At 72.1% G+C, this 13,125-nt stretch carries 14 protein-coding genes; 9 read left to right on the top strand and 5 right to left on the bottom strand.

Annotation, left to right across the window (positions count from 1 at the left end; all coding sequences use genetic code 11):
- The first annotated feature begins 61 nt into the window (after positions 1-61).
- Genes ACH4S9_RS38615 through ACH4S9_RS38605 form a run of 3 tightly spaced genes read left to right on the top strand, consistent with a single transcriptional unit; the run spans position 62 to position 3,432 of the window.
- Positions 62-1,402 carry an MFS transporter gene (locus ACH4S9_RS38615; RefSeq protein WP_398376347.1) on the top strand — a complete coding sequence of 447 codons (1,341 nt, stop codon included), beginning with the start codon at positions 62-64 and terminating at the stop codon, positions 1,400-1,402.
- Positions 1,403-1,432: 30 nt separating this feature from the next.
- Positions 1,433-2,104, top strand: coding sequence for a response regulator transcription factor (locus tag ACH4S9_RS38610; RefSeq protein ID WP_311726856.1), 672 nt, complete (start codon positions 1,433-1,435; stop codon positions 2,102-2,104).
- Positions 2,095-3,432, top strand: a complete 1,338-nt coding sequence (locus ACH4S9_RS38605; protein WP_398376345.1) for a sensor histidine kinase — start codon at positions 2,095-2,097, stop codon at positions 3,430-3,432. The genes ACH4S9_RS38610 and ACH4S9_RS38605 overlap by 10 nt, the downstream gene beginning before the upstream one ends.
- Before the next feature lie 4 nt (positions 3,433-3,436).
- Here ACH4S9_RS38605 and ACH4S9_RS38600 read toward each other — a convergent pair whose 3' ends face one another.
- Positions 3,437-4,828, bottom strand: a complete 1,392-nt coding sequence (locus tag ACH4S9_RS38600) for a PLP-dependent aminotransferase family protein (protein ID WP_398376343.1) — start codon at positions 4,826-4,828, stop codon at positions 3,437-3,439.
- Between the two features lie 61 nt (positions 4,829-4,889).
- On the opposite strand from ACH4S9_RS38600, the gene ACH4S9_RS38595 reads away from it, so the two are divergent.
- On the top strand, positions 4,890-5,624 hold the full coding sequence (locus ACH4S9_RS38595; RefSeq protein WP_398376342.1) for a YitT family protein: 735 nt from the start codon (positions 4,890-4,892) through the stop codon (positions 5,622-5,624).
- Here the strand turns inward: ACH4S9_RS38595 and ACH4S9_RS38590 are convergent.
- Positions 5,615-6,565, bottom strand: coding sequence for a TAXI family TRAP transporter solute-binding subunit (locus tag ACH4S9_RS38590; RefSeq protein WP_311726860.1), 951 nt, complete (start codon positions 6,563-6,565; stop codon positions 5,615-5,617). The two genes, ACH4S9_RS38595 and ACH4S9_RS38590, sit on opposite strands and share 10 nt — an antisense overlap.
- 50 nt (positions 6,566-6,615) lie before the next feature.
- On the bottom strand, positions 6,616-7,074 hold the full coding sequence (locus tag ACH4S9_RS38585; protein ID WP_398376340.1) for an ATP-binding protein: 459 nt from the start codon (positions 7,072-7,074) through the stop codon (positions 6,616-6,618).
- Between the two features lie 213 nt (positions 7,075-7,287).
- Between ACH4S9_RS38585 and ACH4S9_RS38580 the strand changes: the two genes are divergently transcribed.
- The 5 genes from ACH4S9_RS38580 to ACH4S9_RS38560 are packed head-to-tail and all read left to right on the top strand — an operon-like array spanning position 7,288 to position 10,868.
- On the top strand, positions 7,288-8,145 hold the full coding sequence (locus ACH4S9_RS38580; protein WP_385351390.1) for a helix-turn-helix domain-containing protein: 858 nt from the start codon (positions 7,288-7,290) through the stop codon (positions 8,143-8,145).
- Positions 8,146-8,177: 32 nt separating this feature from the next.
- Positions 8,178-8,453: a DUF397 domain-containing protein gene (locus ACH4S9_RS38575; protein ID WP_385351410.1), complete on the top strand. Its 276-nt coding sequence runs from the start codon at positions 8,178-8,180 to the stop codon at positions 8,451-8,453.
- Complete coding sequence (locus ACH4S9_RS38570; RefSeq protein ID WP_361185249.1) at positions 8,450-9,268, top strand: SAM-dependent methyltransferase; 819 nt, start codon at positions 8,450-8,452, stop codon at positions 9,266-9,268. Before ACH4S9_RS38575 ends, ACH4S9_RS38570 begins: the two co-directional genes overlap by 4 nt.
- Positions 9,265-10,077: an SAM-dependent methyltransferase gene (locus ACH4S9_RS38565; protein ID WP_398376338.1), complete on the top strand. Its 813-nt coding sequence runs from the start codon at positions 9,265-9,267 to the stop codon at positions 10,075-10,077. The genes ACH4S9_RS38570 and ACH4S9_RS38565 overlap by 4 nt, the downstream gene beginning before the upstream one ends.
- Positions 10,074-10,868 carry an SAM-dependent methyltransferase gene (locus ACH4S9_RS38560; RefSeq protein WP_311726867.1) on the top strand — a complete coding sequence of 265 codons (795 nt, stop codon included), beginning with the start codon at positions 10,074-10,076 and terminating at the stop codon, positions 10,866-10,868. The genes ACH4S9_RS38565 and ACH4S9_RS38560 overlap by 4 nt, the downstream gene beginning before the upstream one ends.
- Positions 10,869-10,895: 27 nt before the next feature.
- Here ACH4S9_RS38560 and ACH4S9_RS38555 read toward each other — a convergent pair whose 3' ends face one another.
- Both ACH4S9_RS38555 and ACH4S9_RS38550 read right to left on the bottom strand, forming a co-directional pair.
- Positions 10,896-12,335 (bottom strand): HAMP domain-containing sensor histidine kinase, encoded by a 1,440-nt coding sequence (locus ACH4S9_RS38555; RefSeq protein ID WP_361185362.1) that lies wholly within the window; start codon positions 12,333-12,335, stop codon positions 10,896-10,898.
- 2 nt (positions 12,336-12,337) lie between these two features.
- Complete coding sequence (locus ACH4S9_RS38550) at positions 12,338-13,054, bottom strand: response regulator transcription factor (protein WP_385351382.1); 717 nt, start codon at positions 13,052-13,054, stop codon at positions 12,338-12,340.
- Between the last annotated feature and the right edge of the window lie 71 nt (positions 13,055-13,125).

The following is a 13,125-nucleotide window of genomic DNA, read 5'->3' as shown; positions in this document are numbered from 1 at the left end:
CGACCCGCGGCGGCGTCCCTCGGGCGGGCCGCCATCCACCCGCATGCACGAGGAGGCCCCTGTGTCCGTCAAATCCCCCGCACCACCGGCTCGCACGCCGTGGCGCGCCGTGCTCGGCGGCTCGATCGGAAACCTGGTCGAGTGGTTCGACTGGTTCGTCTACGCCAGCTTCGCCACCTACTTCGCCTCGGCCTTCTTCCCCAAGGGCAACGACACGGCGCAGCTGCTCAACACGGCCGGCATCTTCGCCGTCGGCTTCTTCATGCGCCCCGTCGGCGGCTGGCTGCTGGGCCGCTACGCCGACCGGCGCGGCCGCAAGGCCGCGCTCACCCTCACCGTGACCCTGATGTCGGCCAGCGCGCTGCTCATCGCCATCGCACCCACCTACGACCAGGTCGGCTACTTCGGCGCCGGGGTGCTGCTGGTGGCCCGGCTGCTCCAGGGCCTGTCGGTAGGCGGCGAGTACGCGGCCAGCGCCACGTATCTGACCGAGGCCTCCCAGCCCGGCCGCCGCGGCTTCGTCTCCAGCTTCCAGTACGTGTCCATGACCGCCGGCCAGCTGATCGGCCTGGGACTGCTGATCGTGCTCCAGCGCACCATGTCCGATGACTCGCTGCACTCCTACGGCTGGCGCATCCCGTTCATCGTCGGGGCCGTGGCCGCGGCCGTGGTCTTCTGGCTGCGGCGGAATCTGCTGGAGACCGAGGTGTACGAGGAGGCCGGCTCCCACCGGCCGGGCGAGCGCGGGACCATCGCCGAGCTGCTGCGCCACCGCAAGGAGGCCGCGCTCGTCATCGCTCTGACCATGGGCGGCACGGTGGCCTACTACACCTACACGACCTATCTCACCAAGTACCTGTCCAACACGGCGGGGCTGAGCAAGTCCGACGCCTCGCTGGTCAGCTTCTGTGCCCTGTTCATCTTCATGCTGCTTCAGCCGCTGGCCGGGGCGCTGTCCGACCGGATCGGCCGCCGTCCGCTGCTGATCACCTTCGGGTTCGGCTCGATGCTGGCCACCGTGCCCATCATGACCGCGCTGTCGCACACCGACACCTTCGGCGGGGCGCTGCTGCTCTCGCTCGCCGCGCTGGTCGTCGTCACCGGCTACACCTCCATCAACGCGGTGGTGAAGGCCGAGCTGTTCCCCACGCACGTCCGGGCGCTCGGCGTCGCCCTGCCCTACGCGCTGGCGAACGCCCTGTTCGGCGGCACCGCGGAATATGTGGCGCTGTGGTTCAAGAACGCGGGCGCGGAGTCCGGGTTCTACTGGTACGTCTCGGGGTGCGCGGCCGTGTCGCTGGTTGTCTATCTGACCATGCGGGAGACCCGGAACGCCTCCCTCACCAAGGCCCGCGCCGATGAGCCGGCCGCGTCGGAGCAAGCGGCACGCACCCCTGTCTGACCAGGGCAGAGGCTGTTTACCCTTACGCCCATGCAGATTCTCCTGGTCGAAGACGACGACCGGCTGGCGGCCGCGCTGACCGCCGCCCTCGACCGGCTGGGGCATCAGGTCGTCCGTGCCGCGCGCGCGGACGACGCCCTGCGGCTCAAGGACGGCGCCGACTTCGTCCTGCTCGACCTGGGGCTGCCCGACATGGACGGCCTGGAGGCGCTGCGCCGGCTGCGCCGCGCCTCCGCCGTCCCGGTCATCGTGCTCACCGCCCGGTCCGAGGAGCGGGATGTGCTGCGCGGGCTGCGCGGCGGCGCCGACGACTACCTCGTCAAGCCGTTCCGTACGGCCGAGCTGGTCGCCCGGATGGAGGCCGTCGTACGGCGGGGCACCCGCCCCCTCAGCGCACCCGGCCCGGTGGTGGCCGTGGGCGGGGTCCGCATCGACCTGGCCGCCCGGCAGCTGGAGGTGGACGGCAGGCCGGTCGCCCTCACCCGCCGGGAGTTCGACGTACTGGCCCTGCTCGCCCGCGAGCCCGGGGTCGTCCGCAGCCGGGAGGAGATCCTGGACGCTGTCTGGGGCGACCTGCTGCTGTCGGCGTCCCGCTCGCTGGATGTGCACATCGCCGGGATCCGCTCCAAGACCGGCTGCCCATGGCTGGTGGAGACGCTGCGCCGCACCGGGTACCGCCTGGGAACCGGCGGATGCAGCTGAGGATCCTGGCCGTCTACACGGTGCTCATCGCCTGCCTGGTGGCCGCGCTCGCCGTGCCCTTCTCGCTGGCGTACTCCTCGCACCGCACCGGCCAGCTGCTGCTGGAGCGGCGCGCGGACGCCACCCGCTTCGCCGAACTGGCCGACCAGGCGATGCGCGAGGGCGACACCTCCGGGCTCGTCCAGGAGGTGTCCCGCTACCACGAGCTGTACGGCACCGAGGTGGAGATCCGCGACCGGGACGGCAAGCGGGTCGCGGGCGGCGGGGCCTGGTCCGCGGACCCCGCCGAACGCGCGCTGTCCGGCCGCACCACCGCGAGCCTGCCCCTGGTCACCCCCTTCGGCCCCGCGTCGGCCGTGGTCGCGGAGCCTGTGGGGCGGGACACGCAGGTGTTCGGCGTGGTGGTGATGAAGGTGCCCACGGCGGCGGCCAGGCGCGATGTGGCGCTCGTCTGGGCAGCCGTGGCGGCCGGCTCGGTGGTCGCCGTGCTCTGCGCCCTGATCGCCGCCCGCAGGCTGGCGCGGTGGATCCTGCGCCCGGTGACCGAACTGGACCTGACCACCCGCGCCATCGCCGAGGGCAGGATGGACGCGAGGGTGCGCGCCGGCGGGCGCGGCCCGGCCGAGCTGCGGCTGCTGGAGCGCCGCTTCAACGCGATGGCCGACGCCGTCTCGGCCGCCCTGGAGCGGCAGCGGGCCTTCGTCGCGGACGCCTCCCACGAGCTGCGCACCCCGCTGACCGTGCTGTCGCTGCGGCTGGAGAACCTGGAGCCGCACCTGACTCCGGACGGCACCGAGGAGTTCGCCGAGGCGCTGGCCGAAGTCGACCGGCTGGGCCGGCTCATGGAGGACCTGCTGGAGCTCGCCCGGGTCGAGGCCGGCACGGCGGCCCCCGAGCCGATCGCCCGCACGGCGCTGCGGGCGCGGCTGACCATCTGGCACGACGTCTACGCGGCCCGGAAGCTGACCCTGGCCGTGGAGCTCGAGGACATCGGCCCGTCCGCCGCGCCGCTGCCCGCCGCGGCCGCCCGGATCGCCGACATCGCCCTGGACAACGCGGCCAAGTTCGTACCGCCCGGCGGCACGGTCACGGTCCGGCTGGAGGCGCGCGTGCTGCGGATCGCCGACGACGGCCCGGGGCTCGAGGCCGAGCAGTTCGAGGCGGCCCTGGGCCGCTTCTGGCGCTCCCCCGGCCATGGCAACGTCCCCGGCAGCGGCCTCGGCCTGGCCATCGCCTCGGAGCTGGCCCGCGCCGCCGGCTGCGAGCTGTCCCTGCGGCCCGCCGCGCCCCACGGCCTGGTGGTCGAACTGCGCCTTCCCGAGGCGTAGGCGATCACGCGACGGGGGCGGGCGTGTGGGTTCCGGTGGCGCCTCGGGCGAGCGCCCGTCGTGCCCGGGCGAGTCTGCTGATCGCCTCGGTGAGCTGACTCGACGGGAGCGTGTACGGCAGTCGGACATAACGCTCGAATGCGCCGCCGACCCCGAATCGTGGTCCGGCCGCGATGGTCACTCCGTAGTCCGGCGCGATCGCCGCCAGCCGTGAGCTGATGGGCTCGGGGAACGACGCCCAGAGCGACACACCTCCGGCCGGCCGCGGTGCGTGAACGTCGGGCAGGTGCTCGGTGAGTGCCTGACTCAGCGCGTCACGCTGCGACCGCAGGTGCCGGAGGGTGTCGGGCCCCGCGGTCCGGCGCTCGTTCAGGAGGACGGCCGTCGCCAGCTGTTCGACGACGGGGGTGCCGAGGTCCGTGGCGGGCCGGGCCTGTTCGAGGCGGTCCAGGAGCGCGGGCGCGGCACGGATCCAGCCGATGCGCAGGCCGCCCCAGACGCTCTTGGAAACCGAGCCGACGCTGATGGCGGTCGGCACGTGTACGGCAAAGGGTTCCGGTGTCGCGCCGTCCAGAGCAAGCTCGGTCATGGTCTCGTCGATGACCGTGGGACACGCGGGCCTGAGCCGGCGGCGCTCGCTCGCGGACATGCACATCCCGGTCGGGTTGTGGAAGTCCGGTATGAGATAGGCCAGTTGGGCGGTGCGCCCGGCCTCGTGGAGTTGCGCGATGTCCCAGCCGGACGTCCCGACGGCGACGGGCAGCAGCCGGGCGCGCGCCCCGGTGAAGGCCCTGATCGCATGCGGGTAGGTGGGGTGATCGATCAAGACCGTGTCGCGTGGTGACAGGAGCGTTCGCGCCAGCAGGCCGAGCGCGTGCTGCGCCCCATTGGTGATCATGATGTGATCGGGCGCGGTGGACAGCCCTCTGCGCCGGTACCAGTCGGCGACCGCTTCGCGCAGCTCCGCCGTACCGCATCGGTCGTATCCGTGCCGCTCGAAGTGGCACGGCAGCTGTTCGAGCGCGGCCGCGAAGGCGGCGTGGAGGATCTCGACGGGTGCCGGTGGCGCGGCGAACGACAGGTCGATGATCGAGGGGTCCGTACCGGCCGGACGCTCGGACGGCGTGTCATGGGGGAGCCGCACGGTCGCCCTGGCCCGCGCCCTCGTGGCCAGGTACCCGTGCTCGACGAGAGTGCGGTACGCGGCACCGGCGGTGGTTCTGCTGATGCCGAGCGCGGTGGCCAGGTCACGTTCGCTCGGCAGCGCCGCGCCGAGGGAGAGACGTCCGTCCAGGATCAGCAACCGCAGCCTGTCGGAGAGGCGCTGGTGCGCCGGCCCCGGCCCCTCCTGCCAGGTCCCCACCATGCGCGCCACCGCGTGCGAACTGATTTTCACCGGGCCAGCGTATCCAATCTGGCTATGGAATCGGAGTCCAGATGGCGCGGAGGCTTACGCCATGGCTCCTCCTGCTTCCACCGCGCACCCGCCCGTCCCGGCCCGTCACGACCGCCCTGTGATGGTGCGCATGAACGCCTTCGCCCAGGTCCGGGCGGGCCGGACGGCTCGTCGCATCCCCCAGCTCCTGGTCGGCCTGGTGGGGTACGGCGCCGCCGTCATGGTGCTCGTCCGGTCCGGTCTCGGCACGGCCAGCTGGAGCGTGCTCACGGACGGCACGGCCAGGACGCTCGGCATCTCGTTCGGCTGGGCCACCAACCTGACCGCGCTCCTGGTGCTTCTCGCCTGGATACCTCTGCGCGAACCACCGGGTCTTGGCACACTCCTCAATGTCGCGATCGTCGGCTTCGCCGCGGACGCCACCGCGGCCGTGCTCCCCACCCCTCAGGGGGCACTCGCCGAGATCGGTTACCTCGTCGTCGGCCTCCTCGCGCTGGCCTTCTTCGACGCGCTCTACCTCGGCGCACAGTTCGGACCTGGTCCACGCGACGGCGTCATGACCGGGCTTGTCCGGCTCACCCGCCTGCCCATCGCGGTGGTACGCACCGGCCTCGACATCGCCGTCGCCGGCATCGGCTGGATGCTCGGCGGAACCCTCGGGGCCGGGACCGTACTCGTCGCGCTGTGCATGGGGCCTCTCGTCGGCTGCTTCCTGCCGCTCCTGACCGTTCGCCTCCCCGCCGCGCCGGGCCGTGAAGAGACGCGCCCCGCGCGGGACAAGGCCGCTCAGCCGTAGACCGCGCGGTAGTACGCCGCCGCGCCCCGGTGCAGGGGCACCGTGCCCGTGCCGATCGCGTACCGCTCGTCGAGCCGGCTGCCGGGGGCGTCCGGGACGGGAAGGCGGGCGCGGGCCTCGAACAGGACGCCGGTGACGGCGCGGGCCGTGTCGGCGGCGAGGGCGGTGCGGCAGACCAGGTAGCTGGGGGTGCCGACGGTCGAGGTCGGGGCGCGCAGGCCGTAGACCCCGGCGGGGATGGACACGCTCTCGTAGACGGGGCCGTGCTCGCGGCGCAGCGCGGGCGCGAGGCCGCCGAGGGGGACGAGGCGCACGCGATACCGCCGGGCGAGTTGCGCGATCGCCCGGGTCGGCGCGCCGCCCGACCAGAAGAACGCGGCCACCTCCCGCGCCTTCAGCGCGGTGATGGACTCGTCGAGGCCCAGCTGTACGGAGCGGACGCGGCGTACGCCCGCCACGGCGAGCACCCGCCCGGCGGTCACCGAGGTGCCGGACTCGGCGGCGCTGAGGGACACCGTGCGCCCGGCCAGGTGTCCGGGCTCCCTGATCGGCGAGTCGGCGGGCACCACGAGATGGAGATAGTTGAGGTAGAGCCGGGCGAGCGCCGCGACCGGCGCCGGGCGGGAGAAGCTGCCGCGGCCCGCGGTGGCGTCGGCCGCGCTGTCGGCGAGGGCCATACCGAGATCGGCGCTTCCGTCGGCCAGCAACCGCAGATTCTCCACGCTCGCCGCGGTGGTGAGCACGCGCACCGTGAGCCGGTCATGGGCCCGGTGCACCTCGTCGGCCAGCCGGCTGCCGAAGGTCGCGTACGGGCCGCCGCGCGGGCCCGTGGCCAGCCGGACCCGGTCGGGCGGGCCGTCGCCGGAACATCCCTGGAGGGGTCCTGTCGCGAGGGCGCCGGCCGTGAGCGTCAGGAGACGGCGGCGTGGTACGGCGGACACCCCGCCATGCTAGGCCCTGTCCGGTCAGGCTCTCCGGTCAGACTGCGCGGTCAGACGACCCCGCTCAGCTGGGCCCACACCACCCGGCCGCCGTTCAGTCCGGGCCGGTCCCCCCACGCCGCGGCCATGGCCCGCACCAGGGCGAGGCCCCGGCCGCCCTCGTCCTCCGCGCCCGCCTGGCGCGGGGCGGGGCCGGCGGATCCGCCGCCCTGGTCGGCCACCTCGACGTACAGCGTGCGCCGGGCCTCCGCCCGCAGCACGCACAGGATCTGCTCGCTGCCGGTGTGCACGAGGGCGTTGGTGAACAGCTCGGACATCACCAGCTCGGCGGCGTCGCAGACGTCCTCGCAGAAACCCCATCCCGGCACCCGGGTGCGGACCCGGTGGCGGGCCGCGGCCACGGAGGCGCCCTGCGCGGGCAGTTGGAACCTCTCCTGGCGGAACCCGGCGTCATGGCCGCCGAGGAGCATGGTGGGGCGGGCCATCGTCGTGCGTTGAGGCAGTGCCACGGCCGTTCGCCTTCCGTCTACCGGTGGGGGGTTCGAATGCCGCAAGTCGGCTACGCGCCAGCCACATTGAGACCCGGCACCCCATCACTATCGTGCTGTAGGCGCCAGTTGGCAAGCGGCGTTCTGCAAAATGCAGAATAGCCAAAGCACTCTGTTCGGGTTCATCCCGAGCATGGCACACTGAGCCCACGAGACCGTCCGAGGAGGTAAGGCGTGGGTGAAGCGCGGTCTGCCCCGACTGTCGGGCAGATGGTTCTCGGCATGCGCCTGCGCGACCTTCGCGAGAAGGCCGGCGTCAGCTATGACCAGGCCGCGAAGGCGCTGCACGTCAACCAGACGACGGTGCGCAGGATGGAGAAGGCCGAGGTCGGCCTGAAGCTTCCGTACGTCGAGAAGCTGCTTCAGACCTACGGGGCCGAGCAGGAGGAGATCGAGGCCTTCCTCTCCCTGGCCGAGGACGCCAACAGACCCGGCTGGTGGCATCGCTTCCGCGATGTCCTGCCGGACTGGTTCAGCCTCTATGTGAGCCTGGAGGGGGCGGCGAGCCGCATCCGCGCGTACGAACCCCACTTCATCCCCGGGCTGCTACAGACCGAAGACTACGCACGAGCGCTGCTGAGCATCGGATTTCCGCAGGCCGACCCCAAGGAGCTCGACCGACGGGTCGCCCTGCGGATGGAGCGTCAGGAACTGCTGAACCGACCCGACGGACCCCATCTGTGGGTCGTCATGGACGAGCCGGTGTTCCGCCTGCCCATCGGCGGCCCGGACGTCATGCGCGCGCAGGTCGACCGCCTCATCGAGGCCATCCAGATGCCGAACGTCACCTTGCAGGTGGTGCCGTTCGCCGCCGGACCCCACCCGGCCATGGGCGGACCGTTCCAGCTCTTCCGGTTCCATATCCCGGAACTGCCGGACATCGTCTACACCGAGGGACTGACCGGCGCAGCTTATCTCGACGAACGCGCGGACGTGGCCGCCTACTTGGAGGCCCTCGACCGAATGGGCACCCAGGCCACACCGGCGCGACGCACGGAGGCCTTTCTCCGTGAGATTCGCAAGGAGCTCTGACCGTGGATCAGGTGGATCACATTTACAACGGCATGCCGGCCAAGCATCTCGGTGCGGAAGGCTGGCGCAAGCCCTGGAGCGGCCCCAACGGCGGCGCCTGCGTCGAGGTCATGAAGCTGAGCGACGGCCGCGTGGCCCTGCGCCAGTCGACCGACCCCGACGGCCCCGCGCTGATCTACACGCCTCTTGAGATCGAGAAGTTCATCCAGGGCGCCAAGGCGGGCGCCGCGGACTTCCTTCTCACCCGTACAGAACCGAACCTGACCACCTCGGCGGGTACCGCAGCAGAACGGAGGGCCGCCGCATGAGCGAGCAAGACCTCGGCCGGGGCCGGATCGACACGACCAAGCCGCATTCGGCCCGGATGTACGACTACTACCTCAATGGCAAGGACCACTACGAGGTGGACGCGGAGGCGGCCGCCAAGGTGCTGGCCGTCCACCCGACGGTCAAGCTCAACGCCCGGGTCAACCGGGGGTTCATCCACCGGGCGACCCGCTGGCTGGCGGGCGAGGCCGGGATCCGGCAGTTCCTCGACATCGGCACCGGCATCCCCACCGCGCCCAACCTCCACCAGGTCGCCCAGTCCGTGGCCCCGGACGCCCGGGTCGTGTACACCGACAACGACCCGATCGTGCTGGTGTACGCCCAGGCCCTGCTGAACGGCACGCCGGAAGGGCGTACCGCCTATGTCGAGGCCGACGTCCGCGAGCCCCAGAAGATCATCACGGCTCCGGAGCTGCTGGAGACGCTGGACCTGGACAAGCCGGTGGCCATGTCCGTGAACGCGCTCTTCCACTTCATCCCGGAGGAGGCGAAGCCGTACGAGATCGTGCGCGAGCTGGTGGACGCGCTCCCCTCGGGCAGCTACCTGATGATGTCGCACTCCACGCACGACTTCTCCGCGGACACCTGGCGGAAGGTCATCGAGGTCTACAAGGAGAGCGGGATTCCCTTCATCACGCGCTCCAAGACCGAGGTCGCGCGCTTCTTCGAGGGCATGGAGCTCGTCGACCCCGGCGTCTCGGAGCCGCACTTCTGGAAGCCCGAGGCCGGCGACCGCCCGGAGGACATCCGCAGCGCCGACATATCCATGTGGGCGGGAGTGGCCCGCAAGCCATGAACCCGACGAACCCCATGAACCCCCTCAACATCGACACCACGAAGCCGCACTCGGCGCGGATGTACGACTACTACCTCGGCGGCAAGGACCACTACCAGGTCGACGAGGAGGCCGCGGCCCATGTCATGGCGGTCTTCCCGGGCGTCAGGACATGCGCGCGGGAGAACCGTTCGTTCATGCACCGGGCGACCCGCTGGCTGGCGGGCGAGGCCGGGATCCGGCAGTTCCTCGACATCGGCACCGGCATCCCCACCGCGCCCAACCTCCACCAGGTCGCCCAGTCCGTGGCCCCGGACGCCCGGGTCGTCTACGCCGACAACGACCCCATCGTCCTCGCCTACGCGCAGGCCCTGCTGAACGGCACCCCCGAGGGCCGCACCACCTACATCCAGGCGGACGTGCGCGAACCCGAGCGCATCCTGGGCGCCGCCGAGCTGCACGAGACGCTCGACCTGAGCAAGCCGGTGGCGCTGTCCATGAACGCCCTGTTCCACTTCATCCCGGACGACGACAAGCCGTACGACGTCGTCCGGCAGCTGGTGGACCCCCTGCCCTCGGGCAGCTATCTGATCCTGACCCACTGCACCCCGGACTTCGCCCCGGAGACCTGGGAGAGGGTCATCGACGTCTACCGCCAGGGCGGCATCCCCGCCCAGGTGCGCAGCAGAAACGAGGTCGAGGTGTTTTTCGAGGGCCTGGAGCTCATCGAGCCGGGTGTGGCCGAGCCGCATCTGTGGCGGCCGGACGGTGAGCGCGCGCTCGACAGCGCCGATGTCTCGTTCTGGGTGGGAGTGGCGCGCAAGCCATGAACCGGATGCACATCGACACCACGAAGCCGCACTCGGCGCGGATGTACGACTACTACCTCGGCGGCAAGGACCACTACCAGGTCGACGAGGAGGCCGCCCGCAAGGTCATGGAGGTCTATCCGGGCATCATCCCGTGTGCCCGGAGCAACCGCGCCTTCATGCATCGGGCGACCCGCTGGCTGGTGAGCGAGGCGGGGATCCGGCAGTTCCTGGACATCGGGACCGCCATCCCGACCGCGCCCAATCTCCACCAGGTCGCCCAGAGCATCGCCCCGGACGCCCGGGTCGTCTACGCCGACAACGACCCCATCGTGCTGGCGTACGCCCAGGCCCTGCTGCACGGCACGCCCGAGGGGCGCACCGCCTACATCGAGGCCGACGTCCGCGAGCCCGAGACCATCCTGGGCTCGCCGGAGCTGCTGGAGACGCTCGATCTGAGCGAGCCCGTGGCGCTGTCGATCAACGCGACGCTGCACTTCATCCCGGACCAGTACGGGACGTACGAGATCGTGGAGCGGCTGATGGACGCCCTGCCCTCGGGCAGCTTTCTCGAGATCAGCCACAGCTCGCCGGACTTCGACAAGGCGAGCGTGGACGCGGCGGTCGCGATCTACCGCAAGGGCGGCATCGAGGCCCAGCTGCGCACCAAGGGCGAGATCGAGAAGTTCTTCCACGGTCTGGAACTCATCGAGCCGGGGATCGTGCCTCCGCACCGGTGGTGGCCCGACGGCCCGGTCACGGTCACCGACGAGGAGGTCTCCTTCTGGGCCGGCGTGGCCCGCAAGCCCTGAGGCTCCCCCCGCTCGACGAATCCCGGCTCATCCCGGGCCGTCCCGCCTCGTCGTGGGGGGCCTCCCGGCGGCGGCCGGGGGCGGTTCGCCGACCGTGAAGCCCATGACCGCGCCGCCGCCCGCCCGCCGCTCGGCGAAGACCGTGCCGCCATGGGCGGCGGCCACCTCCCGGACGATGGCCAGGCCGAGCCCGGAGCCGGGCAGGCTGCGGGCGCCGGGGGCGCGGTAGAAGCGGTCGAAGACCCGGTGGCGGTCCTCCTCGGCCACGCCGGGCCCCCGGTCCAGCACCGCCACCCGGCCGCCGTCGATCACCACCTCGATGGGCGCGGTGCCCTCCTGGTCGAACTTGGCCGCGTTCTCCACCAGGTTGGTGATGGCGCGCTGGAGGGACGCCGAGCGCCCGTCCACCACACTGTCGTCCGCGGTCACCACGATCTCCCGGCCGGTGCGGCGGCGGGCCAGACCGGCGGCCCGGTGTGCCACCTCGCCGAGCGAGGTGGCCGCCCGCGGCTCGTCGTCGCGCTGCCCGGCCGCCAGGCTGACCAGCTCGTTGACCAGGTCGGTCAGCTCCCGGGTCTCCCCGGTGAGATCGGCCAGCAACTCCTCGCGGGTCGACGGCGGCAGCTCCTCGAAGCGGCGCAGCAGCGAGATGTTGGTCCGCAGCGAGGTGAGCGGGGTGCGCAGCTCGTGCCCGGCGTCCTGGACCAGCCGCCGCTGGTCGTCCTTGGAGCGCGCGAGCTGGCCGAGCATGCCGTCGAAGGCCCGCCCCAGCCGACCCACCTCGTCCTCCCCGGCGACCGGCACCGCCACATCCATCCGCCCGGTGGCCGTCACGCTCTCGGCGACCCCGGTCAGCCGCACCAGGCGCCGGGTGATGCGCCCCGCCAGCCACCATCCGGCCACCCCGGCCGCCACGATGGCCGCGCCCACGAACAGCGCCGTGCGCTTCTGAAGCTCCCGCAGCAGGTCCTCGCTGTCGCTGAACTGCTGCGCCACCTGCACCGCGCCCCGGCCGGCGCCGAGCGAGACGGTGGCCATCCGGAACCGCTCATCGCCGATCTCGACGTCCCGCCGCTCCACCAGGCCCGCCGTGCGGGACGCCGCCATCCGGCGCTCGGCGGCGCCCACCGGCAGGGCGGGGCTCCCCCGGTCGGCGACGGTGCCCGTGGGGCGGATGATCTGGACGTCGGTACGGGTGGGGCGGCGGAGGTCGTCGCGCGGGCCGTCGTGGTCGGGGTCGGTCTGGACGAAGTCCTCGTAGCCGAGCGGCTGCTGCCGGACCTGGCTCCGCAGATCGTGGATGACCTCGCCGAAGACGCTCTGCTGGTCGACCCGCACCAGCCCGGCCGCCGCGTCGTAGCTGAGGAAGCCGACCAGGAGGGTGACGGCGGCGGCCACCGCGGCGAAGGAGATCGCGAAGGTGATGCGCAGGCTGGATCTGGGGCGGCGCGGGCGCGGGAGCGGCACGGTCACGCCTCCCGGAGGGTGTAGCCGACGCCCCGTACGGTGTGGATGAGCGGGACCAGCCCGGGGTGGTCCACCTTGCGCCGCAGATAGCCGATGTAGACGGCGAGGTTCTTCGATCCGGGGCCGAAGTCATAGCCCCATATGCGGTCGTAGATCGTGGCGTGGTCCAGCACGATGCCGCTGTTGCGCACCAGCAGCTCCAGCAGGTCGAACTCGGTGCGGGTGAGCTCCAGCTCCTCCCCGCCCCGCCAGACCCGCCGGGCCGAGGGGTCCAGGCGCAGATCCGCCACCTCCGCCGTGCCGTCCTCCGGCCCGCTCTCCTCCTCGGCCGCCGCCGGGGCGACCGGGGCGGCGCGGCGCAGCAGGGCGCGCAGCCGGGCGAAGACCTCGTCCACGTCGAAGGGCTTGGCCACATAGTCGTCGGCGCCCGCGTCGAGCCCCTCGATCCGGTCGGCGGTCTCCACCCGGGCGGTCAGCATGAGGATCGGGGTGCGGTCGCCTTCCGCGCGCAGCACCCGGCACACCTGGAGCCCGTCCAGGCCCGGCATCATCACATCCAGCACGATCACGTCCGGGCGCTCGCGGTGGACGGCGGCCAGCGCCTCGATGCCGTCGGGGACGGCGGTGACCTGGTAGCCCTCCAGCGCCAGGGCGCGCTCGAGCGCCTGCCGGATGGCCCGGTCGTCCTCGGCGAGCAGCACGGTGTTGTACGTCGTCACACCCCGAGTCTGCCAAGCCCGGCGGGGTGCGGGCGCCGCCGGGCACCCCGGTGGCCTGGCTTCTTACCCTG

It is taken from the genome of Streptomyces sp. NPDC021225 (assembly GCF_044332865.1).
GTDB lineage: Bacteria > Actinomycetota > Actinomycetes > Streptomycetales > Streptomycetaceae > Streptomyces.
The sequence above is the reverse complement of the archived record's forward strand: the minus strand, read 5'-3'. Positions and strand labels throughout refer to the sequence as shown.

Bases quoted from the DNA above. Each gene is read 5' to 3' on its own strand.
- ACH4S9_RS38610 (WP_311726856.1), top strand. From the start codon at position 1,433: ATGCAGATTCTCCTGGTCGAAGACGACGACCGGCTGGCGGCCGCGCTG.
- ACH4S9_RS38605 (WP_398376345.1), top strand. From the start codon at position 2,095: ATGCAGCTGAGGATCCTGGCCGTCTACACGGTGCTCATCGCCTGCCTG.
- ACH4S9_RS38595 (WP_398376342.1), top strand. From the start codon at position 4,890: ATGGCTCCTCCTGCTTCCACCGCGCACCCGCCCGTCCCGGCCCGTCAC.
- ACH4S9_RS38575 (WP_385351410.1), top strand. From the start codon at position 8,178: ATGCCGGCCAAGCATCTCGGTGCGGAAGGCTGGCGCAAGCCCTGGAGC.
- ACH4S9_RS38570 (WP_361185249.1), top strand. From the start codon at position 8,450: ATGAGCGAGCAAGACCTCGGCCGGGGCCGGATCGACACGACCAAGCCG.
- ACH4S9_RS38565 (WP_398376338.1), top strand. From the start codon at position 9,265: ATGAACCCGACGAACCCCATGAACCCCCTCAACATCGACACCACGAAG.
- ACH4S9_RS38560 (WP_311726867.1), top strand. From the start codon at position 10,074: ATGAACCGGATGCACATCGACACCACGAAGCCGCACTCGGCGCGGATG.